We start from the raw sequence: 22,363 nt of genomic DNA, 5'->3' as shown, positions 1-22,363 counted from the left end.
GAATGGAAGGGACTTCCCCTGATTATGCGCCTGATTAACTCTTGTGCAATCATGGGGTAAACACAACCCCGGAGGGATTCGTTATGACCATTACTACTGTCGGTATCGATCTTGCTAAAAATGTGTTCGCTGTTCATTGCGTTGACCAGAATGGCAAAACCGTTCTGGTTAAATCCAGAGTAACCCGCGCAGCTCTTCCCGGGCTGATTGCTGGTTTGCCGCCCTGTGTTATCGGGATGGAGGCGTGCTCCGGGGCTCATTACTGGGCAAGACTGTTTCGGCAGTATGGTCATGAGCCGCGTCTGATGGCCGCCAAATTTGTATCGCCTTACCGCATGGCTGGTAAATCAGGGAAAAATGATGCAGCTGATGCTCAGGCTATCTGCGAGGCGGTTCGTCGCCCACATATGCGGTTTGTGCCGGTTAAGGATGAGAGCCAGCAGGCAATGCAGTGTCTGCATCGTACCCGACAGGGTTTTATCGAAGAGAAAACAGCAACATATAATCGTCTCCGGGGGTTGATATCTGAATTCGGCGTTATCGCCCCACAAAGTACAGATGCCCTGCGCCACATAGTTTTTGAGCAGAAGAATTCTTTACCACTTCAGGTTCAGCAATGTGTTGATGATTTGCTGGAGCACGTTGCTCGCATTGAAGATAACATCGCTGAATATGACCGAATTTTGTCCCGCATGGCCAAAACAGATCATCGCAGTCAGCGGCTGATGGAATTGAAGGGCGTTGGCCCCACAACGGCCTGTGCGCTGGTCGCCAGTATCGGTAATGCACATGATTTTAAGAATGGGCGCCAGCTGGCAGCCTGGCTGGGACTGACACCATCGCAGTACAGCAGCGGCGGAAAGTCGAAGCTTGGCAGGATAACGAAAGCTGGCGATTCGTATCTGAGAACACTTCTGGTTCAGGGTGCCCGCTCGGTACTGATCGGGGCGGAGAAAAGGACTGATTTATTCAGTCGTTGGGTCTGCTCACTGGTCGAACGCAGAGGATACTGGCGCGCTGTTGTTGCCATCGCTGCCAAAAATGCAAGACTGTGCTGGGCATCATTGCATTACGGTGATGATTTCAGGTTGTACTCAGCCAGCTAAAGTACAAAGCTGTATGACCATCTGTTCTGCAACTCGTTGATGATAAAGGGTTAGACCCCGTGAGGTATATCTGCTTATTGTACAGGGCAAGTGTACCCGACTAACGAACTAGAGCCTCACGAGCGTCTTTCATCAGGGTCCGAATCGATGACGATTCATCATGACCGTTTATAGTACCGCAGTCTCTCCCCTTTATTTTTTTACTATAGTGCAGACAGAAACCGTAAACACCGGCGTTGACATGCCGGGGAAGCCCTTATAGTACAATAATTCTCTATATCCAAACTGACCCCAAAGACGGGTATCTCCTTTTTCCTGAGCTCGTAAATGACGGTTCCATTTGGAGCTGGGCCGCAGGAAACGCCTTTCTGGCGATGCAACACCTTTCATCTCTCCGATCGACAAAGCTGCTGCTACCAATGGTCCGGCGACCGGCGCGGCTTCGAGCTTCAGACAGCGCAACATGCGGGGCGCATAACGACGAAAGCGATGGTATCCCTGCCCGACATATGCAAGAGGCTCATCGGCTAGCGTGTTGCTGAGTTGAGTCCCTGTCGCTACCAGTTGAGCGAGCCGGTCCCATGCAACCGAACTGGCGACAGCCATCTCCAGCGGGGTTCCGTCACTGCGGGCCTCAAGCAACGAAGCTCCCAGCGCGGTGAAGGTACGGATCGTATCCGCGAGTGTGGCTTTAGAGCCGGAAATTGTTTCGTCATGCTGGCGCTTCGCTTCCCGCCAGGTTTTTCCTACGATCCTGTCATGGGTTTCGACTATGGCATCAGCAATCGCCGCTTCCCACTCCACAACACAGACGGCAAGGATCGCCCAGCGGCGGTCCGAAGTGATGTCACGCAAACCGTCGGTGAAGTAGCGTTCACCCTGCCGACGCAGCCGGGCAATGCGATGGGCAGGTATGCTGGCCAAAGCACTATGATTGATATTCAGGGTACGCAGAAATTCGAGCCTGTCGAGCAAACGGTTAGCAGCAGCCGAGTTGTTACCAACCTCGAAGTTGCGAAGCCAGATGAAACGACTGATATTGCCGGCGAGCATTTCACTCAGAAGTTTGTCCAGGTGATCGCGAACATCCGCTGTTAAATTTTCCGCAATCCGCGTTTCAATCCGCCGCTCAGCGGCGACCAGAGCATCCGCGCACAAGCGCTCGATTGTCGATACTGCGGGCAGAATGGTGGAAGTTTCCCGACACCGCACAATAAAACGATGAGCAAGATCCTCGTTTGATCTGGCATCTTCGGCCTGGCCGAAAGTCCACTCCCGCAGATCACGGGCACCACGGCCCGTGAAGGTCTTGTAGCCGTAAATTTCGCGCAGCGTGTCCATGTGCTGCTGACGGGTTTGGCGCCGTGTGGCATAAGTGAGAAGCGCATCAGCCGGAACTCCAAGCTGAGCACCGACGAAGGAAAGGACTTCACGCGGGATCATCTCACCAGGAGCCAGTGCACGGCCCGGATATCGTAAGGCACAAAGTTGCAGGGCAAAGCCAATCCTGTTTTCCGGTCTGCGGCGCTGCCTAATGTTTTCCAGGTCATCATCGCCCAGCGTGTAGAACTTCAGTAGCGACAGTTCGTCCGTGGGCAGATCGAACAGCGCTGCTCGCTGCCGTTCGGTGAAAATATGGCGTCGTGACATACAAATTCGTCCCTTTTGAAGTATAGTCTGTTTTGGACAACAGCCAGCCCATATAAATCAGGGCGTTCCGATACAAAAATCCAGGAGGGTTCAATTGGGACATCGTGCCGCCATTTACTGCCGGGTTTCAACAGCGGATCAGTCTTGTGAACGCCAGGAATTTGATCTGCGAGCCTTCGCCGGCCGTGCCGGCTACGACGTGGTGGGAATATTTAAGGAAACAGGTTCAGGAACTAAACTCGACCGGGCCGAGCGAAAGAAAGTCCTGGCGCTTGCCCAGTCCAGACAAATTGATGCAATCCTGGTCACTGAGCTTTCCCGGTGGGGGCGCTCGACGCTCGATCTGCTCAATACGCTACGTGAACTGGAGAACTGGAAGGTTTCCGTGATAGCCATGAATGGAATGGCGTTCGATCTTTCGTCGCCGTATGGACGAATGCTGGCGACGTTTCTTTCCGGCATTGCGGAGTTTGAGCGGGATCTCATCAGCGAGCGGGTCAAGTCAGGCCTTGCTGTTGCGAAGGCACGTGGTAAGAGGCTTGGTCGTCAGGCCGGAGTGCGACCAAAATCAGACCGACTTTTGCCTAAGGTGGTTGCGATGAGGGCCGAGGGACGCAGCTATCGCTGGATCGCACGCGAGCTCGGTATCAGCAAGAATACCGTCGCTGACATCGTGCAACGACACAGAGCTAACGCTTAGGGTGTCATTTCGCCCTCAGCCGGAACCGACCCCATCAAGAGACCTCTGGCAATCTAAGATTTATCTCAGATTAACTTTCGAGTATAACTTGTGCAACCCTCTGATTTAGACAATTGCAGCCATAAAGCCCCGTTGGTGATACAGCAACAAGCGGAGCGTAGTGACGTCATCAGATTGTCAGAGGGATCACACCTTATCAGGATAACCGTGTACCTTTCGGAGCGTGACTGAAACGCTGATAGAACTTGCATGTGGTTTGCAAGAACCAATCACCATTAACCTGTTTACGCAGCCACAGGGCCGCACATCGGGATTAAATGCGGCTTTCAGACGGTGTACCTAAGCATCCTTGGAAGGCTTTGTGCACAAAGCTGCTATGCCCAAGGCTAACTAAAACCCAGTTACCAGAAAGTGCCTCTATCCAAAAAGCCAAAAAATATGCACAAGAGGCCGAGTTTTGGCAGCATGTTGGTAGCAAAATGCACTTTGTTATGGTTTCGGGTGACTCAATGAAAACGTTGGTTACGGTTTTTGCAGTAAAGTGAGTGAGCTAATGTAGTATTCGAAATTTCTGAATATTTCTTATGTGCCAAAAGCAGACCTTGCCAAAGCACGTTGTGCACGTTGCAAGACTTGACCCCAGACTTTCTTAGCGAAGTGTCCACTTTTGCTGGTACGGATCACTCGAAAGTGTTAGCAATAGAGTAGACGCGATATGAAGTTGTGTAGTGGTAAGTGGCACTGTCAACATTGGTGCTCATATCACGGATTCGCGAAACGCGATTATAGAAACTGTTGGCATATTAGACTTATGGTGTTTAATATCTGGAACTTAAAGAATTTATTGAAATGCTCGTTGGTGATTATCTCGCTAAAAAGTGCTAGATAAGAAGCAAAACTAAACCTGTTTTTCTCGAGATGTAGATGTGTTGAGTTTGCAACACGTAGGTAATCCCTTTATTTATTGTTTGAATAGAAATCATGGCGTTAGGGAAGGTGCGAACAAGTCCCTGATATGAGATCATGTTTGTCATCTGGAGCCATGGAACAGGGTTCATCATGAGTCATCAACTTACCTTCGCCGACAGTGAATTCAGCAGTAAGCGCCGTCAGACCAGAAAAGAGATTTTCCTCTCCCGCATGGAGCAGATTCTGCCATGGCAAAACATGGTGGAAGTCATCGAGCCGTTTTACCCCAAGGCTGGTAATGGCCGGCGACCTTATCCGCTGGAAACCATGCTACGCATTCACTGCATGCAGCATTGGTACAACCTGAGCGATGGCGCGATGGAAGATGCTCTGTACGAAATCGCCTCCATGCGTCTGTTTGCCCGGTTATCCCTGGATAGCGCCTTGCCGGATCGCACCACCATCATGAATTTCCGCCACCTGCTGGAGCAGCATCAACTGGCCCGCCAATTGTTCAAGACCATCAATCGCTGGCTGGCCGAAGCAGGCGTCATGATGACTCAAGGCACCTTGGTCGATGCCACCATCATTGAGGCACCCAGCTCGACCAAGAACAAAGAGCAGCAACGCGATCCGGAGATGCATCAGACCAAGAAAGGCAATCAGTGGCACTTTGGCATGAAGGCCCACATTGGTGTCGATGCCAAGAGTGGCCTGACCCACAGCCTGGTCACCACCGCGGCCAACGAGCATGACCTCAATCAGCTGGGTAATCTGCTGCATGGAGAGGAGCAATTTGTCTCAGCCGATGCCGGCTACCAAGGGGCGCCACAGCGCGAGGAGCTGGCCGAGGTGGATGTGGACTGGCTGATCGCCGAGCGCCCCGGCAAGGTAAGAACCTTGAAACAGCATCCACGCAAGAACAAAACGGCCATCAACATCGAATACATGAAAGCCAGCATCCGGGCCAGGGTGGAGCACCCATTTCGCATCATCAAGCGACAGTTCGGCTTCGTGAAAGCCAGATACAAGGGGTTGCTGAAAAACGATAACCAACTGGCGATGTTATTCACGCTGGCCAACCTGTTTCGGGCGGACCAAATGATACGTCAGTGGGAGAGATCTCACTAAAAACTGGGGATAACGCCTTAAATGGCGAAGAAACGGTCTAAATAGGCTGATTCAAGGCATTTACGGGAGAAAAAATCGGCTCAAACATGAAGAAATGAAATGACTGAGTCAGCCGAGAAGAATTTCCCCGCTTATTCGCACCTTCCCTAACGACGAGCGTATCCTCTTCGTTACGGTAAGACCGGGTAAGACAGACACTTTAGAGAGGGGAGTCCGCATTTTGGTTGCGATAGCCAATGGCGGTAGCGTGTCTGAATTTTAGAATAAACTCATTGTTCGATTTAACATTTTATTTACAATCTTAAAGGATGGTTTATGTGTCTTCCACGAGAATCACATTTTCATTCAGCGGTTACTGAGGTTAGCGATCATCTCCGATTCCGGAGTGCTAATGCGCAGGAAAGATTGTTTACATATTGCTTGTGCAAAATAATGTTACAATTGGTCTTTGTTTATGGGAATAGCTGTTCGTCTCTCGAGCACAGCAGATCTTATCGATAATTCTGTTTGATACATATTACGTACGGAATTTTTTGTAGAATAATTTATGAGTATAAAAATGAAGTATAATATAGGGTATTTGTTTGATCTTCTTGTTGTTATAACAAACAAAGATTTAAAGGTACGTTATAAAAGCAGCGTATTTGGTTACTTATGGTCAATTGCGAATCCACTGCTTTTTGCAATGATATATTATTTCATTTTTAAGCTCGTTATGCGAGTGCAGATCCCGAATTATACCCTTTTCTTGATTACCGGTTTATTTCCGTGGCAATGGTTTGCCAGCTCGGCGACAAATTCCTTGTTTTCGTTTATAGCCAATGCGCAAATAATCAAAAAAACAGTTTTTCCGCGCTCAGTTATTCCATTGAGTAATGTCATGATGGAAGGGTTACATTTCTTGTGTACAATTCCTGTGATTATTGCATTCCTGTTCGTGTATGGTATGCGTCCATCGCTCTCATGGCTCTGGGGCGTACCAATTATTGCGCTTGGTCAGGTGATTTTTACATTTGGTATTTCAATCATATTTTCTACGCTAAATCTGTTCTTCAGGGATTTAGAGCGATTTGTCAGCCTTGGTATCATGCTCATGTTTTATTGCACGCCGATATTATATGCGTCAGATATGATTCCTGAAAAATTTAGCTGGATTATTACCTATAATCCTCTGGCAAGCATGATCCTCAGCTGGCGGCAGCTGTTCATGGATGGCGTCTTAAATTATGAATATATTTCAATCCTTTACATTACAGGTTTAGTCCTGACAATTGTGGGCCTGAGTATTTTTAATAAATTAAAATATCGATTTGCAGAGATTTTGTAATGGAACCAGTAATAAACTTTAGTCACGTTACGAAAGAGTATCCTCTTTACCACCATATTGGCTCAGGAATTAAGGATCTCGTATTTCACCCTAAAAGAGCTTTTCAGCTGTTAAAAGGGCGTAAATATCTTGCGATCGAAGACATTACCTTCACCGTGGGTAAAGGCGAGGCCGTAGCGCTGATTGGTCGTAACGGCGCAGGGAAAAGTACCTCCCTCGGGCTGGTGGCCGGCGTCATTAAGCCTACAAAAGGCACTGTTACAACCCAGGGGCGCGTTGCCTCAATGCTTGAGCTAGGCGGCGGTTTTCACCCTGAATTAACCGGGCGAGAAAATATTTATCTCAATGCGACCCTGCTTGGGCTACGCCGCAAAGAGGTTCAGCAACGGATGGATCGGATAATTGAGTTCTCCGAGCTGGGTGATTTCATTGACGAACCTATTCGCGTGTACTCAAGTGGTATGCTTGCGAAGCTTGGATTCTCTGTCATCAGCCAGGTAGAACCCGATATACTTATTATCGATGAGGTACTTGCTGTCGGTGACATTTCGTTCCAGGCCAAATGTATACAAACAATACGAGACTTCAAAAATAAGGGTGTAACGATATTATTCGTTAGCCACAATATGAGTGATGTTGAAAAAATCTGTGACAGAGTTGTTTGGATCGAAAACCATAAACTCCGCGAAATTGGCTCAGCAGAGAGAATCATTGAACTTTACAAGCAAGCAATCGCTTAATAATTGGTAATAAGATGAATAGTATCAAAATTTATACATGTCACCACAAACCCAGTGCTTTTCTAAATGCCTCTATTATTAAACCACTGCATGTCGGGAAGGCTAATACTTATAATGATATTGGCTGTGAAGGGGATGATAGCGGAGACAACATTTCCTTTAAAAACCCCTTCTATTGTGAGCTGACGGCCCACTACTGGGTGTGGAAGAATGAATCTCTGGCTGACTATGTGGGATTCATGCATTACCGCAGACACTTGAACTTTGCAGAACAACAAAATCATCCTGAGGATAACTGGGGGGTAGTCAACTACCCGCTCATCAATGCCGAATACGAAAGCCAGTTTGGATTAAGTGATGAATCCATAAGCACCTGCGTCGATGGATATGATCTGCTGTTACCCAAAAAATGGTCGGTAACATCGGCAGGAAGTAAGAATAACCTTGATCATTATGCAAAAGGTGAGTTTTTACACATTAAAGACTATCAGTCTGCCCTGGATGTCGTTGAAGAGCTGTATCCACAATATAAAGCTGCGATTCAACAATTCAATAATGCAACTGATGGTTATTATACGAACATGTTTGTTATGCGCAAAGACATGTTCCTGGATTATTCTGAATGGCTTTTTGCTATTTTGTCTAATCTTGAAGATCGGATTTCGATGAATAACTACAACGCTCAAGAAAAACGAGTTATAGGACACATTGCTGAGCGTTTATTCAATATCTATATCATCAAATGTCAACAAGATAAACAGCTAAAAATAAAAGAACTACAGCGCACGTTTGTTACTGCTGAAACATTTAATGGTAAATTAAAGCCCGTTTTTGACGAAAGCGTACCGGTTGTTATTAGTTTTGATAATAACTATGCATTAAGTGGCGGGGCATTAATCAATTCAATTGTTCTCCATTCTGATGCGAACAGAAACTATGATATCGTTGTTCTGGAAAATAAGGTCAGTCATTTAAATAAACAACGCCTTATCAAGCTAGTTGCTGGTCATAACAACATATCATTGCGCTTTTTTGATGTGAATTCATTCACTGAGATGAGTGATGTTCATACCCGTGCACATTTTAGTGCGTCGACCTATGCGCGCTTGTTCATCCCGCAACTTTTCCGCGAGTATAAAAAAGTTGTGTTTATCGATTCTGACACCGTGGTGAAGGCTGATTTGGCGACACTTCTGGATGTCGAGATCGGCACTAACCTGGTTGCCGCTGTTAAAGACATCGTCATGGAAGGGTTTGTGAAGTTTGGTACCATGTCAGAATCAGATGATGGCATTATGCCTGCAGAGCAATACCTGAAAAAGACATTAGGAATGACTAATCCTGACGAATATTTTCAGGCCGGGATTATTGTTTTTAATGTCGAACAAATGGTTACAGAGAATACCTTTGCTCAATTGATGTCAGCATTGAAAGCCAAAAAGTATTGGTTCTTAGATCAGGATATCATGAACAAAGTCTTCTTTGGCCGAGTCAAATTCTTACCATTAGAATGGAACGTGTACCATGGTAATGGTAATACCGATGATTTCTTCCCGAATCTCAAGTTTTCAACCTATATGCGCTTTTTGCAAGCCAGAAGAAATCCAAAAATGATTCACTATGCGGGTGAAAACAAACCATGGAATACTGAGAAAGTCGATTTCTATGATGATTTTCTTGAGAATGTTTTAAGTACGCCATGGGAGAAAGAAATCTACTATCGCCAGTTACCTGTGGCCACGGTAGTACCTAACCAACATACTGAACTGCAGCAAACCGTGTTACTGCAGACAAAGATTAAAAGAGCTTTAATGCCATATGTTAACAAATATGCTCCTGTCGGTTCGCCAAGAAGAAATAAGCTCATCAAATATTATTATAAAGTTCGCCGTTCGATTCTTGGCTAATACAACTGGAGATACATTATGAAGCGTAACAATATTCTCATCGTCGGCGCTGGTTTTTCAGGTGTGGTCATTGCCCGCCAGCTTGCTGAACAAGGTCACAAGGTTAAAATCATCGATCAGCGGGACCACATTGGAGGAAACTCTTATGACACTCGCGATCCTCAGACTGATGTCATGGTTCATGTCTACGGTCCGCATATTTTCCATACGGATAATGAAACCGTCTGGAACTATGTCAATCAGTATGCGGAAATGATGCCCTATGTGAATAGAGTAAAAGCTACTGTTAATGGTCAGGTTTTTTCACTGCCGATTAATCTGCATACTATTAATCAGTTCTTTGCTAAAACCTGTTCTCCTGATGAAGCTCGCGCGCTCATTAGCGAAAAAGGTGATAGTTCCATTCTGGAACCGAAGACTTTTGAAGAGCAGGCCTTGCGCTTCATTGGTAAAGAATTATACGAAGCGTTCTTCAAAGGCTACACCATAAAACAGTGGGGGATGCAGCCTTCTGAGCTTCCGGCATCTATACTCAAACGTTTGCCTGTGCGTTTCAATTATGACGATAATTATTTCAATCATAAATTCCAGGGCATGCCGAAGTTAGGCTATACCCATATGATTGAAGCGATCGCCGATCATGAAAATATCACTCTGCAATTACAGCGTGAGTTTGCGGCTGAAAATCGCGAAAGTTATGATCATGTATTTTATAGCGGGCCGTTAGACGCCTTCTATTCATACCAGCATGGGCGTCTTGGCTACCGTACTCTGGACTTTGAGCGATTTACCTGGCAAGGTGATTACCAGGGCTGCGCGGTCATGAACTATTGCTCAGTTGATGTCCCGTATACGCGCATTACCGAACATAAATATTTTTCCCCGTGGGAAAACCACGAAGGCTCCGTATGTTACAAAGAATATAGTCGCGCCTGCGGTGAAAATGATATTCCTTACTATCCAATCCGCCAGATGGGCGAGATGGCTCTGCTGGATAAATATCTATCACTGGCGGAAGGTGAGAAAAATATTACTTTCGTCGGACGCTTAGGGACTTATCGCTATCTTGATATGGATGTAACGATTGCAGAAGCCTTAAAAACGGCCGATAAATACCTGTCTTCATTGTCCAACGACGAAACAATGCCTGTATTTGTGGCCGATGTACGATGAAACATACTGCACTAATAGTCACTTTCAACCGTCTTGAGAAGCTAAAAAAGACGGTTGCTGAAACTGTTAAGCTGCACTTTACCTCTATCGTTATTGTCAATAATGGGTCCACGGATGGGACCTCTGACTGGCTGCAGACAATCACTGATCCCCGAGTCATTGTCTTAAATCTGGCCAGTAATAACGGGGGGGCCGGCGGGTTTAAGGCCGGTAGTCAATATATATGCAGCTCTGTTGATAGCGATTGGGTCTTCTTTTATGACGATGATGCTTATCCGCAAAGTGATATTCTTGATAAGTTCGCGACGATAAATAAAGAAGATTGTCGTGTTTTTACGGCTTTAGTTAAAGATTTACAGGGCCGGACATGCGCGATGAATGTTCCATTTGTAAAAGTCCCGACCTCGTTTAGTGATACCTTGCAATATATCAAACATCCCCAACGATATGTACCAGATAATAAGAAAATGCTGGTGCAAACCGTTTCATTTGTTGGCATGATCATTAAGCGTGAAGTCTTGAATGAGCACCTTCATCATATTTATGATGAACTTTTCCTTTATTTTGATGATCTCTATTTTGGTTATCAATTAACTTTAAGTGGCGAGAAAATCACTTATCAACCGGAGCTTGTTTTTACTCATGACGTGAGTATTCAGGGAAAGGTTATATCGCCAGAGTGGAAGGTTTACTATCTTTGTCGGAACTTGATTTTGGCTAAGAGAATATTCACGGAAGTGGAAATTTTTAGTAGTTCATCAATCCTTTTGCGCCTGTGTAAGTATATCACCATATTCCCTGTGCAGCGCCGGAAATGGGTATATCTAAAGTTTTTATGCCGTGGGATTGTACATGGTGTAAAAGGAATCAGCGGTAAGTTTCACTAAGTGGACATAGCAATGAAAAAACTGTGTTATTTCATAAATTCGGATTGGTATTTTGATTTGCATTGGACCGATCGTGCAATTGCCGCCCGAGATGCCGGTTATGAGATTCACATTATTAGCCATTTTGTCGATGATAAAATAGCGGAAAAATTCAGGACATTAGGTTTTGTTTGCCATAACATTCCACTTGTCGCCCAATCATTCAACGTTTTGATTTTCTTTTGGGCCTTTTCTAAGGCTCGGAAAATTATTCAAAACATCAATCCAGATTTGTTGCACTGCATTACCATCAAGCCCTGTTTGATCGGCGGTTTTCTGGCTAAAAGTACCCATCGTCCTGTTATTCTGAGTTTTGTCGGTTTGGGCCGAGTATTTTCCGCAGAGTCTGCCTGTCTTAAGCTGCTGCGAAGTTTTACTGTTATGGCATATAAGTATATCGCCAGTAACAAATGCAGTTTGTTTATGTTCGAACATGATAAAGACAGAGCTAAACTTGCCGATCTGGTTGGTATCGATTACAAACAGACTATTGTTATTGATGGCGCGGGTATTAATCCAGAGATTTACAAATACTCTCTGGAGCAGCAGCGTGATGTTCCGGTCGTCCTTTTTGCCAGCCGTATGCTGTGGAGTAAAGGACTGGGTGACCTGATTGAAGCCAAAAAAATACTGAGTAATAAAAATATTCACTTTACGCTGAATGTTGCCGGTATTTTAGTTGAGAATGATAAAGACGCAATTCCGCTGGCGACGATACAGAAGTGGCAAAGCGAAGGCGTGATTAACTGGCTCGGTCATTGTTCTAATGTATTTGATTTAATTGAAGAATCAAATATCGTTGCTTTGCCGTCGGTCTACGCCGAAGGCGTACCGCGTATCTTGCTGGAAGCTTCCTCTGTCGGGCGCGCTTGTATCGCTTATGATGTTGGTGGCTGTGATAGCTTAATTATCAATAACGATAATGGGTTGATTGTAAAAAGTAAATCTGTCGAGGAATTAGCGGAGAAACTCGGTTTCCTGTTGGATAACCCAGAAACGCGCGTCGCAATGGGTATCAATGGCAGAAAACGCATTCAAGATAAATTCTCGAGTGTGATGATCATTAATAAAACATTAAAAACATATCGTGATGTTGTTGAAGAGTAATTTTTGATGAAGCTCAGTCGCTTTCATCTTACCCATCCTTAATAAACTGGCAACCTACAAATTAAACGCTACCCATAAATAAATATAATTGCGTTTATAAGCTAAGCGTCAAGGTGATTGCATGTCTGAAAAAGAGAGTATAGCTGTTTCCGTTATTATCCCTGTGCACAATGCGGCGGGATATATTTCCGACACATTGAGCACTGTTTGCTCGCAAACATTAAATGATATTGAAATCATTATTGTCAACGATTGTTCTGACGATAATACCTTAGAGATTGTCTCGGCGCTGGCTGAAACTGATTCACGAATTAGAGTCATTAACAACACGACAAATCTTGGTGGGGGAGGCTCAAGAAACATCGGGTTGGATGCTGCTACCGGTGAGTACGTTATTTTTCTTGATGACGACGATTATGTCGATAACATGATGTTGGAGCGCATGTACGCACGTGCTAGCGATATACAAGCGGATGTCGTTATCTGTCGCAGCCAGTCTTTTGATCCCGCCTTGCAGGTTTATGCTCCGATGCCGTGGTCAGTGCGCCAGGAGCTGTTACCTGATCTCAAGTTTTTTTCATCCCAGGATATTCCCTCTGACTTTTTCCGCACCTTTGTCTGGTGGCCATGGGACAAGCTTCTCAGGCGTCAATTTATTACTAGTCATCAGCTTCGCTTTCAGGAAATCAGGACGACCAACGATCTTTTCTTCGTCTGCGCATTTATGCTCATGGCGAACAGAATTTCGGTCTTAAATGAAACGTTAATTTCTCATACCATCAACCGTAGTGAATCCCTATCCGCCACGCGAGCAGAGTCGCACCGCTGTGCTGTTGAAGCATTGGTGGCGCTTAAAGCGTTTATCTGTCAGCAGGGGATGATGGAACACCGTCTCAGAGATTATAAAAACTATGTTGTCGTGTTCCTTGAGTGGCATTTAAACACGATTTCTGGTCCGGCATTTCACCCGTTTTATCAGCAAGTGAAAGAGTTTGTTGTTGCCCTGGATGCAAAGAGTGATGATTTTTATGATGAATTTATCGCCGCCGCCCATCATAGGATCACCACGCTGTCAGCTGAAGAGTACCTATTCTCTCTTAAAGATCGGGTTCTGAAGGAACTTGAGTTTTTCCAGGCCAGGAGCTCCGCATTACAGCAAGAAGTTGAGACGCTTACCCACTCATTCGCCGGGCAAAAGGATGAAAATGCGATATTGCATAATCAATTGCATGAGATTGAAGAGCGGGTAACTGAACAGGAACAGAATATTCGTCAGTTAACCGACAAAAATAATGATATGCATCATGAGATGACTATCAAACAGCAAGAGTTCAATGAATTTATCAGCATCACAAAAATTTAATCTCTTCTTTATCCTGGAAGTTGACTAAGCCGCTACGCGTGGTAAGACGTTTTTTTAAATAATTTCAAAAAGAAGTTAAGCAAGTTTCACTTCTTTGTCAGTGATCTTGTTATTTTCAATAAAAATTTTTTTCGTTAAATAAAAGAGCTCGTGGTCACATGATTTGCGAGTCTCTATTCCTGTTAGATTAATGATTTATTAGCTAGAGAGTAATAGATTTTTTGTCGAGTTTTACTGGGGGCAGTAAAATTTCGATGTGTGTACTTGTGTTTTTTGTGACTTCCTGCCTTTAAAATTTTTCCTATTGGGCAGTAATCACCTTTGAATATTGATAGCTATTCTTTTTATTACTAATAAATTCTTTCTTCTAAAAGAATGTAGTTTTACTCATTGGAATATGGGGTGTAGATTGTCTGTTAACAGATTTGATGCCATTGATGGCACTCGTGGGATATTGGCGGGTATGGTCATGCTCAGCCATATGTTTGGCAGCTTTATGGGTTGGCCGCAAGTCAGACCATTTAGCGGTGCCTATCTGTGTGTGGTATATTTTTTCATCATGAGTGGCTTTGTTCTAAGGAAGGTGCGAATAAGTCACCAAACGCAAAAAAACGCCTATGTAAGTGATTGAATTTAATTGACTAAAAGTTTCATTTTCGTTGCGGAGGGTACTTATTCGCACCCTCCTTAACATTATTTTCGCGGAGCCCTTTTGGGCCCCGCATATTATTTTATTTTAACATTGACTTCACTTTCCGGGCCACCCGGCGAACCAGACTGGTGCCTCGTCTTGCGCCCTGGACATGAATTGCTTCATACAGAGCATTAAAGCGGTCATGGGCCCAACCATCTCTCTGCTGAGAAATAAGACCATCAATCTTATTATTTAAAAGTTGTAACTCGTTACTGACAGAATGACCGCCATTGATGCTGCGCAACCGACTCACTTCACTCTCAAGCTCATGAATCTTCTCGAGGTAGGAAGGTATCAACCCATGAATTGCTTCATACAGAGCATTAAAACGGTCATGGGCCCAGCCATCTCTTTGCTGAGAAATAAGACCATCAACCTTATTATTTAAAAGTTGTAACTCGTTACTGACAGAATGACCACCATTGATGCTCCGCAAGCGATTCACTTCACTCTCAAGTTCTTGAATCTTCTCGAGGTAGGAAGGTATCAACCCCATTGCATAGTTATATTTAACATTCTCATCCATAAAAGGACGGAAACTGCGGTAGTTATTTTTACTCTTATTTCCACTTAACAACATGCCGGAGTTTGCAACTCTATACCAAAATAGAGGTTCCGGGACGATTTGCAATTTATATCCCTGTAATGATATTTTGGCAAAAAACTCCCAGTCTTCATGACCTAAACCGTAATCTTCAGTAAATCCGCCTACTTTTTCAAAAACCTCTTTTCTGATCAGCGCATTAGCATCGCCAAAGCAGTTACTAAAGCTGGCGATATTTAAATCAGGCCCTAACGGAAGCCAGCAGTGCGTCATTTTACGGAACGGAGAAGGGAACTCCTCACCAAAAATAAGATCGCTTGGTGTGGTTAACACATCGGCCCCAGAGTTTAATGCTGCAGTAACTAACGTTTCTACCTCAAAAGGCTTAGCAACATTATCATCGTCCATAAACATCAGATATTCGCCAGAGGCGTGTCGCGCAGCCAAATTCCTTGCAGCACCCAGATAGTTATTAGAACTACGGACAATTTTCCAGCCTCGAGAGTTAAAATCATTCTCGATGAGATTTAAATAACGATGAGAATCTTCTGTCGTACTTCCATCATCAACCAAGATGACCTCAATATTTTGGTACGTCTGAGATTTTATTGATGCGAGTGCTTGCTGAAGCAAATGGTGACGTTCGAAGTGAGTTATACACACGCTAACTAACGGGCTGTTAGCTTCATCGATTTTCTTGAATGCGCGGTTGTTTTTTCGTTCAACTGCGACAAACCAAGCTTCTTTAATATTGTCTTGTGATTCAGCAAGCCCTGGTTTTATATTTATATTTTTTAAGCGATAGTGGATTTTCCAGTATAAATCGACAGGTGTAGGAATAAATAGAACTTCCGCATGATGCTCCTGCTGAATAAGCTCTGGAATTCCACCAACGTTTGAAGCGAGGAAATTAACGTTATTAATCAAGCATTCATAAACAGTATAGGGTGAGTTTTCTACAAGTGATGGAATGATGACTAATACATTTTTTCTTTTTATATATTCATTAGCGTTGGTACGATCATAGTCGCTGATGACATTAACTGCGAGTCCCAAATTTTTAGTCTGATTCATAATATAAGTAAATGAATCAGTTTTCCCCATGGTGACATTTTTTCCGAGGAAGGTTACTCCAGAAATGCTCTCTTTATCTTCATCAGATAGTTTTCTTAATGCACGCAGGAATATGTCAAGTCCTTTACGGGTTTCAAGGCGGCCGAAAAATACAAGCTCAACGCCAGAAGCTGGCTTTTCATTTATTTTAACTGTAACATCATCTCTCGTCACAAACCCTTGAAATGGCTCGCAATTTAAAATTACATGACGTTCTTCAGGAACATTCCAGTGCTTACTCAACATCCAATCAATTAAATACTGAGACGGACTAACAACTTCATCCGCCATTTCAACCACCATTTTCTCCATATAATAGAGTTCAAGATGGTTCTGATCATATGGAAGCTGGTAATTACCTTCATCAGCCCATAACGTTGAACTGTGAGTATTTACAATGAACTTTGTATTTTCAAAATCCGTTCCATTCTTTTTGCTTAATAAAGTGTAATAAAGATCTGCCTGCCACTCACAAGAAATAACAGTGTCATAGATGTTATTTTCTTTCAACCAGAGATAAATTGAATAACTTTTCCTTCTAAAATACGGTGCATCAATATTAATCTCTTTTATCAGTCCGGTTCTTAGCAGATTGATACCAAAGGTACTATAAATACGTGACCAGTCGCTAAATTTCGATACAGATGATTCAGAATAGTCGCCACATGTATACAATACATCAACATCATACCCCTTTTTTGCCAAAGTAGTGGCAAGAGCAGTGAAAGCAGTACCAATACCGCCGTTACGGACAGGCCCCTCAATGTCCGGCGTCATTATAAGAATTTTCTTCATTGTAACCCTTCCTTTGTAACCTAGACTTTTCTATGATATTAGTGAATTGAAGTAGTGTAAGATAGCAGTCGGTAGCTTCTGTTAAACAGGATAAAAAATGACCAATATGAAGTTAAAATTTGATTTGCTTCTAAAATCTTATCATCTATCTCATCGATTTGTCTATAAGGCAAACCCTGGTAATGCTGGAGATGGTGTAATTGCATCTGCGACGTATGACTTTTTTGAACGAAATGCTCTTACCTATATCCCTTACAGAGATGGCGAGTGCTACAGTTCTGAAACTGATATTTTAATTTTTGGAGGCGGAGGAAACCTGATAGAAGGATTGTATTCTGAAGGTCATGACTTTATCCAGAATAATATTGGGAAATTTCATAAAGTAATAATAATGCCGTCGACAATCAGAGGGTATAGCGATTTATTCATCAACAATATTGATAAGTTTGTTGTTTTTTGTCGCGAAAATATCACCTTCGATTATATTAAATCTCTCAACTACGAACCAAACAAGAACGTATTCATTACTGATGATATGGCATTTTATCTCGATCTTAATAAATACCTGTCACTTAAACCCGTCTATAAAAAACAGGCCAACTGCTTCAGAACGGACTCCGAATCTCTAACTGGAGACTACAAAGAAAACAATCATGATATTTCGCTCACCTGGAATGGCGATTATTGGGATAATGAATTTCTGGCGCGTAATTCTACCCGTTGCATGATAAACTTTCTTGAAGAGTATAAAGTTGTCAATACCGACAGGCTGCATGTGGCAATTTTAGCATCTCTGCTTGGCAAAGAAGTCAACTTCTATCCTAACTCATATTACAAAAATGAAGCTGTTTACAATTATTCACTTTTTAATCGTTATCCAAAAACATGCTTTATTACGGCAAGTTGAAAAAGGCAGCGTATAATAATACGCTGCCTGAAAGCCATATAACTGTTACAGCATTGTTAATTATTACCTGCCAGCTTTTAGGTGACTATTCATTCGCACGCCTATAGTCTGCAAATCTATCGATTATCGCAGTAAAAAACTTATCAATGAGTTTAGTTGTTGCACCGAGGTTTTAACTTTCCGCATCACTTTTCACGTACAGTATTTTACTGACTCCGTGTTTCTTAAATTCTATTGTATGCTGACAGATTTTCCCACTTGCGTCGTCACGACTGGAGCAACACTGGATACTGCTGATCCCATTTCGCTTCCAGTTCATCCAGCACCGTTTCTGCGGCTTCTTTCGACCCCGCGCGATATACCGGTTTCAGATCAGCCATAAAAGCTTTATGGTCATTTGAGGCCACGTATTTAATCGAGTTACTGATTTGGTGAATGACGCACAACTGAACCTCTGTCTGCGGATAAATGCTGTTTATCGCCTCCGGGAAGCCGGTCAGCCCGCGCACGCAGGCGATCAGGATGTCTTCAATGCCCCAGTTTTGCAGGTCGCTTAATATAGACAGCCAGAAGTTAGCGCCTTTACTTTCTTATAGATACCGGCCCAGAGTTTCTTTCTTGCCTGCCAGATTCAGCGCCAGAACGGTATAAACCGTTTTGCTCTGATAACGGCCATTCTCACGGACTTTATAGTGAATACGTTCAGCCAGACGAAGGGGTAAACCTTTTCCAGCGGGTGCTGTTGCCACTGTTTTAGTTCAGGGGTAACTTTATCGTACTACACTGATGGTGGCGGTTGACATGCTGAAAGCATATAAATCTTCGAACTCTCGGCTAATGTCCTGGTAGCTAATCCCCTGCGCAAACAGCAGAATGATCTTGCGTTCAATAATAAATGCGATGATGCTCGCAAAATCCTTGCCGATCAACCCACCAGATGCGGCGGTTCTACGTGGATCGCGATTTAACTATCACTGCTAGTTATTTGTTCGAAAAGCCCATAGCTTTCTATTTATACTCAAGCTTCGCGCCATCAGATAGCTATGGAAGGTGCGAACAAGTTCCTGATATGAGATCATCATATTCATCCGGAGCGCATCCCAGAGGGACATCATGAGCCATCAACTCACCTTCGCCGATAGTGAATTCAGCACTAAGCGCCGTCAGACCCGAAAAGAGATTTTCCTCTCCCGCATGGAGCAGATTCTGCCATGGCAGAATATGACCGCTGTCATCGAGCCGTTTTATCCCAAGGCGGGCAATGGCCGACGGCCCTATCCGCTGGAGACCATGCTGCGTATTCACTGCATGCAGCATTGGTACAACCTGGGGTCAGTTTGGATATAGAGAATTATTGTACTATAAGGGCTTCCCCGGCATGTCAACGCCGGTGTTTACGGTTTCTGTCTGCACTATAGTAAAAAAATAAAGGGGAGAGACTGCGGTACTATAAACGGTCATGATGAATCGTCATCGATTCGGACCCTGATGAAAGACGCTCGTGAGGCTCTAGTTCGTTAGTCGGGTACACTTGCCCTGTACAATAAGCAGATATACCTCACGGGGTCTAACCCTTTATCATCAACGAGTTGCAGAACAGATGGTCATACAGCTTTGTACTTTAGCTGGCTGAGTACAACCTGAAATCATCACCGTAATGCAATGATGCCCAGCACAGTCTTGCATTTTTGGCAGCGATGGCAACAACAGCGCGCCAGTATCCTCTGCGTTCGACCAGTGAGCAGACCCAACGACTGAATAAATCAGTCCTTTTCTCCGCCCCGATCAGTACCGAGCGGGCACCCTGAACCAGAAGTGTTCTCAGATACGAATCGCCAGCTTTCGTTATCCTGCCAAGCTTCGACTTTCCGCCGCTGCTGTACTGCGATGGTGTCAGTCCCAGCCAGGCTGCCAGCTGGCGCCCATTCTTAAAATCATGTGCATTACCGATACTGGCGACCAGCGCACAGGCCGTTGTGGGGCCAACGCCCTTCAATTCCATCAGCCGCTGACTGCGATGATCTGTTTTGGCCATGCGGGACAAAATTCGGTCATATTCAGCGATGTTATCTTCAATGCGAGCAACGTGCTCCAGCAAATCATCAACACATTGCTGAACCTGAAGTGGTAAAGAATTCTTCTGCTCAAAAACTATGTGGCGCAGGGCATCTGTACTTTGTGGGGCGATAACGCCGAATTCAGATATCAACCCCCGGAGACGATTATATGTTGCTGTTTTCTCTTCGATAAAACCCTGTCGGGTACGATGCAGACACTGCATTGCCTGCTGGCTCTCATCCTTAACCGGCACAAACCGCATATGTGGGCGACGAACCGCCTCGCAGATAGCCTGAGCATCAGCTGCATCATTTTTCCCTGATTTACCAGCCATGCGGTAAGGCGATACAAATTTGGCGGCCATCAGACGCGGCTCATGACCATACTGCCGAAACAGTCTTGCCCAGTAATGAGCCCCGGAGCACGCCTCCATCCCGATAACACAGGGCGGCAAACCAGCAATCAGCCCGGGAAGAGCTGCGCGGGTTACTCTGGATTTAACCAGAACGGTTTTGCCATTCTGGTCAACGCAATGAACAGCGAACACATTTTTAGCAAGATCGATACCGACAGTAGTAATGGTCATAACGAATCCCTCCGGGGTTGTGTTTACCCCATGATTGCACAAGAGTTAATCAGGCGCATAATCAGGGGAAGTCCCTTCCATTCGGTAAGTGATCTTGACCCTCCATCTCCGAACAGCTTTTGTATCTTAAGTTAACGATGTCCGCTGCCGCCGGTATTCCCTCGGGGAGTGATATCCCAGCGCGCTGTGCGGGTGGTTTTCATTGTAATGCGTGAACGCTACTGCAAGGTTTCGCAGTGCTGTTCTCACATCCGGTTTTGGCATGAACGCGATATAGTCTTCTTTCATCGTTTTCACGAACCGTTCGGCCATGCCATTACTCTGCGGGCTGCTCACCGCTGTTGTGCAGGGCTCCAGATTCAGCTCTCTCGCGAACCTCCGCGTTTCATACGCGGTATACGCTGAACCGTTATCCGTCAGCCACTGCACCGCTGTGTCGGGCAACCTGTCGCCGAAGCGCTTTTCCACCGACCTCAGCATCACATCCTGCACGGTCGAACTGTCATAGCCTCCCGTGCTTGCTGCCCAGTCTATGGCCTCACGGTCGCAGCAGTCCAGCGCGAACGTTACCCGCAGTTTTTCGCCGTTGTCGCAGCCGAACTCGAAGCCATCTGAACACCAGCGCATATCGCTTTCTGCCACCGCTATCTTGCCCTTATGTTCACGCTTCGGTCGCTCTGGTTTGTGATGCAACAACAACAGGTTATGCTCGCTCATTATCCTGTAAAGCCGTTTGGCATTCACAGGTGGCTGTCCCTCTGTGCGACGTTGCTTGCGCAGGATGCCCCACACGCGTCGATAACCATAACTCGGCATATCGCTGATAATGTTGAGGATAGCCGACAGTATTTCTGCGTCTGCTTCTTCATTACGCCGGTTACAGCGCCTGTCCTGCCAGTCGGCAGAACGGTTAATCCGCAGTGACAGTTGCGCACGCGACACGCCCATGGTCCGGCTGACCATGGCTATTCCCCGTCCTTTGGCAACAAGGGCGCGTGCGCTATCCATTTTCGCGACTGACCGTACTCCACGGCTTCTTTCAGGATCTCAACTTCCATCGTTTTCTTGCCCAGAAGGCGCTGAAGCTCCCGGACCTGCTTCAGAGCAGCAGTAAGCTCAGAAGCAGGAACGACTTCCTCTCCAGCCGCAACGGCGGTGAGGCTGCCTTCCTGATATTGCTTCTTCCACTTAAACAGCAGGCTGGGCTGGATACCATGCAGGCGGGCGACATGGGAGACATTCATACCCGGCTCCATCGTCTGCTGGATAATGGCGATCTTCTCCTGAGGAGTTTTACGTTTACGGACTTCTTGCCCTAACAGGATCCCGGTCATCTCAAAATTGGCGTTAGTGTTAGACATATATTCAAGCCTATCTCTTATCTGGAGATACAGCTACTGTCCGGTGTTTCAGGGGGCTACATCACTTCCATTCGGTAAGCCTGTTTTTTGAACAGACTTACCTATAGCAATAGGGTGTACTCCTGCACTATACGGCATTTAGCCTGTATGTTTGGGTAATGAGACAACCTAAATGCGACAGCGTGAGCGCAATAACTTAAATGCGATAGTCAGTGACAATAAATCAATCAGTTACCAATCAGAAACGGTTAAATTATGTTCTTAAC

The 22,363-nt window shown here is 45.0% G+C and carries 14 protein-coding genes and 3 pseudogenes; 12 read left to right on the top strand and 5 right to left on the bottom strand.

The genetic code is table 11. The annotated features are described in order from the left end of the window. Positions 1-83 precede the first annotated feature (83 nt). Positions 84-1,106, top strand: a complete 1,023-nt coding sequence (locus tag AC4OVU_RS00100) for an IS110 family RNA-guided transposase (protein WP_001567660.1) — start codon at positions 84-86, stop codon at positions 1,104-1,106. A 291-nt stretch (positions 1,107-1,397) separates the two neighbouring features. On the opposite strand, the pseudogene AC4OVU_RS00095 reads toward AC4OVU_RS00100, so the two are convergent. Then, positions 1,398-2,756: pseudogene (locus AC4OVU_RS00095) on the bottom strand (Tn3-like element Tn5403 family transposase); the annotation flags it as partial. A 94-nt stretch (positions 2,757-2,850) separates the two neighbouring features. Between AC4OVU_RS00095 and AC4OVU_RS00090 the strand changes: the two are divergent. From AC4OVU_RS00090 to AC4OVU_RS00050, 9 genes are all read left to right on the top strand, one after another. Continuing rightward, entirely contained in the window at positions 2,851-3,456 is a 606-nt protein-coding gene (locus AC4OVU_RS00090) for a recombinase family protein (protein WP_000509966.1), read from the top strand. Between the two features lie 1,059 nt (positions 3,457-4,515). Next, positions 4,516-5,496, top strand: a complete 981-nt coding sequence (locus AC4OVU_RS00085) for an IS5-like element IS5 family transposase (protein WP_000019403.1) — start codon at positions 4,516-4,518, stop codon at positions 5,494-5,496. Between the two features lie 559 nt (positions 5,497-6,055). After that, complete coding sequence (locus AC4OVU_RS00080) at positions 6,056-6,823, top strand: ABC transporter permease (protein WP_015583927.1); 768 nt, start codon at positions 6,056-6,058, stop codon at positions 6,821-6,823. Then, a complete protein-coding gene (gene rfbB / locus AC4OVU_RS00075; protein WP_417928754.1) occupies positions 6,823-7,563 on the top strand; it encodes an O-antigen export ABC transporter ATP-binding protein RfbB in 741 nt (246 codons plus the stop codon). The genes AC4OVU_RS00080 and rfbB overlap by 1 nt, the downstream gene beginning before the upstream one ends. A 14-nt stretch (positions 7,564-7,577) precedes the next feature. Beyond that, positions 7,578-9,470 carry a DUF4422 domain-containing protein gene (locus tag AC4OVU_RS00070; protein ID WP_023312621.1) on the top strand — a complete coding sequence of 631 codons (1,893 nt, stop codon included), beginning with the start codon at positions 7,578-7,580 and terminating at the stop codon, positions 9,468-9,470. Between the two features lie 18 nt (positions 9,471-9,488). Further along, positions 9,489-10,643 carry a UDP-galactopyranose mutase gene (gene glf, locus AC4OVU_RS00065; RefSeq protein WP_016247610.1) on the top strand — a complete coding sequence of 385 codons (1,155 nt, stop codon included), beginning with the start codon at positions 9,489-9,491 and terminating at the stop codon, positions 10,641-10,643. After that, a complete protein-coding gene (locus tag AC4OVU_RS00060; protein ID WP_000683047.1) occupies positions 10,640-11,530 on the top strand; it encodes a glycosyltransferase in 891 nt (296 codons plus the stop codon). Before glf ends, AC4OVU_RS00060 begins: the two co-directional genes overlap by 4 nt. Further along, on the top strand, positions 11,531-12,676 hold the full coding sequence (locus AC4OVU_RS00055; protein ID WP_491928569.1) for a glycosyltransferase family 4 protein: 1,146 nt from the start codon (positions 11,531-11,533) through the stop codon (positions 12,674-12,676). 121 nt (positions 12,677-12,797) lie between these two features. Further along, positions 12,798-14,039 carry a glycosyltransferase family 2 protein gene (locus AC4OVU_RS00050; protein ID WP_491928568.1) on the top strand — a complete coding sequence of 414 codons (1,242 nt, stop codon included), beginning with the start codon at positions 12,798-12,800 and terminating at the stop codon, positions 14,037-14,039. 731 nt (positions 14,040-14,770) lie between these two features. On the opposite strand, the gene AC4OVU_RS00045 is transcribed toward AC4OVU_RS00050, so the two are convergent. Further along, positions 14,771-17,185 (bottom strand): glycosyltransferase, encoded by a 2,415-nt coding sequence (locus AC4OVU_RS00045; protein ID WP_491928567.1) that lies wholly within the window; start codon positions 17,183-17,185, stop codon positions 14,771-14,773. Positions 17,186-17,282: 97 nt separating this feature from the next. On the opposite strand from AC4OVU_RS00045, the gene AC4OVU_RS00040 reads away from it, so the two are divergent. Continuing rightward, a complete protein-coding gene (locus AC4OVU_RS00040; RefSeq protein WP_000183578.1) occupies positions 17,283-18,092 on the top strand; it encodes a polysaccharide pyruvyl transferase family protein in 810 nt (269 codons plus the stop codon). Between the two features lie 269 nt (positions 18,093-18,361). Here the strand turns inward: AC4OVU_RS00040 and AC4OVU_RS00035 are convergent. After that, positions 18,362-18,982: pseudogene (locus tag AC4OVU_RS00035) on the bottom strand (IS256 family transposase); the annotation flags it as partial. A gap of 223 nt (positions 18,983-19,205) precedes the next feature. Between AC4OVU_RS00035 and AC4OVU_RS00030 the strand changes: the two are divergent. Beyond that, positions 19,206-19,421, top strand: a pseudogene (locus AC4OVU_RS00030) (IS5/IS1182 family transposase); the annotation flags it as partial. 292 nt (positions 19,422-19,713) lie between these two features. On the opposite strand, the gene AC4OVU_RS00025 reads toward AC4OVU_RS00030, so the two are convergent. Both AC4OVU_RS00025 and AC4OVU_RS00020 read right to left on the bottom strand, forming a co-directional pair. Continuing rightward, complete coding sequence (locus AC4OVU_RS00025) at positions 19,714-20,736, bottom strand: IS110 family RNA-guided transposase (protein ID WP_001567660.1); 1,023 nt, start codon at positions 20,734-20,736, stop codon at positions 19,714-19,716. 126 nt (positions 20,737-20,862) lie between these two features. Next, positions 20,863-22,070 (bottom strand): IS3 family transposase gene (locus AC4OVU_RS00020; protein ID WP_089617520.1). Its coding sequence is split into 2 segments (ribosomal slippage): positions 20,863-21,749 and positions 21,749-22,070, totalling 1,209 coding nucleotides; the frame shifts between segments, so codons are not numbered across the junction. Positions 22,071-22,363: the final 293 nt, after the last annotated feature.

Source organism: Enterobacter sp. 6722112, assembly GCF_058661685.1.
Note: the sequence above shows the minus strand (reverse complement) of the source record. Positions and strands in the feature narration are given on the sequence as shown.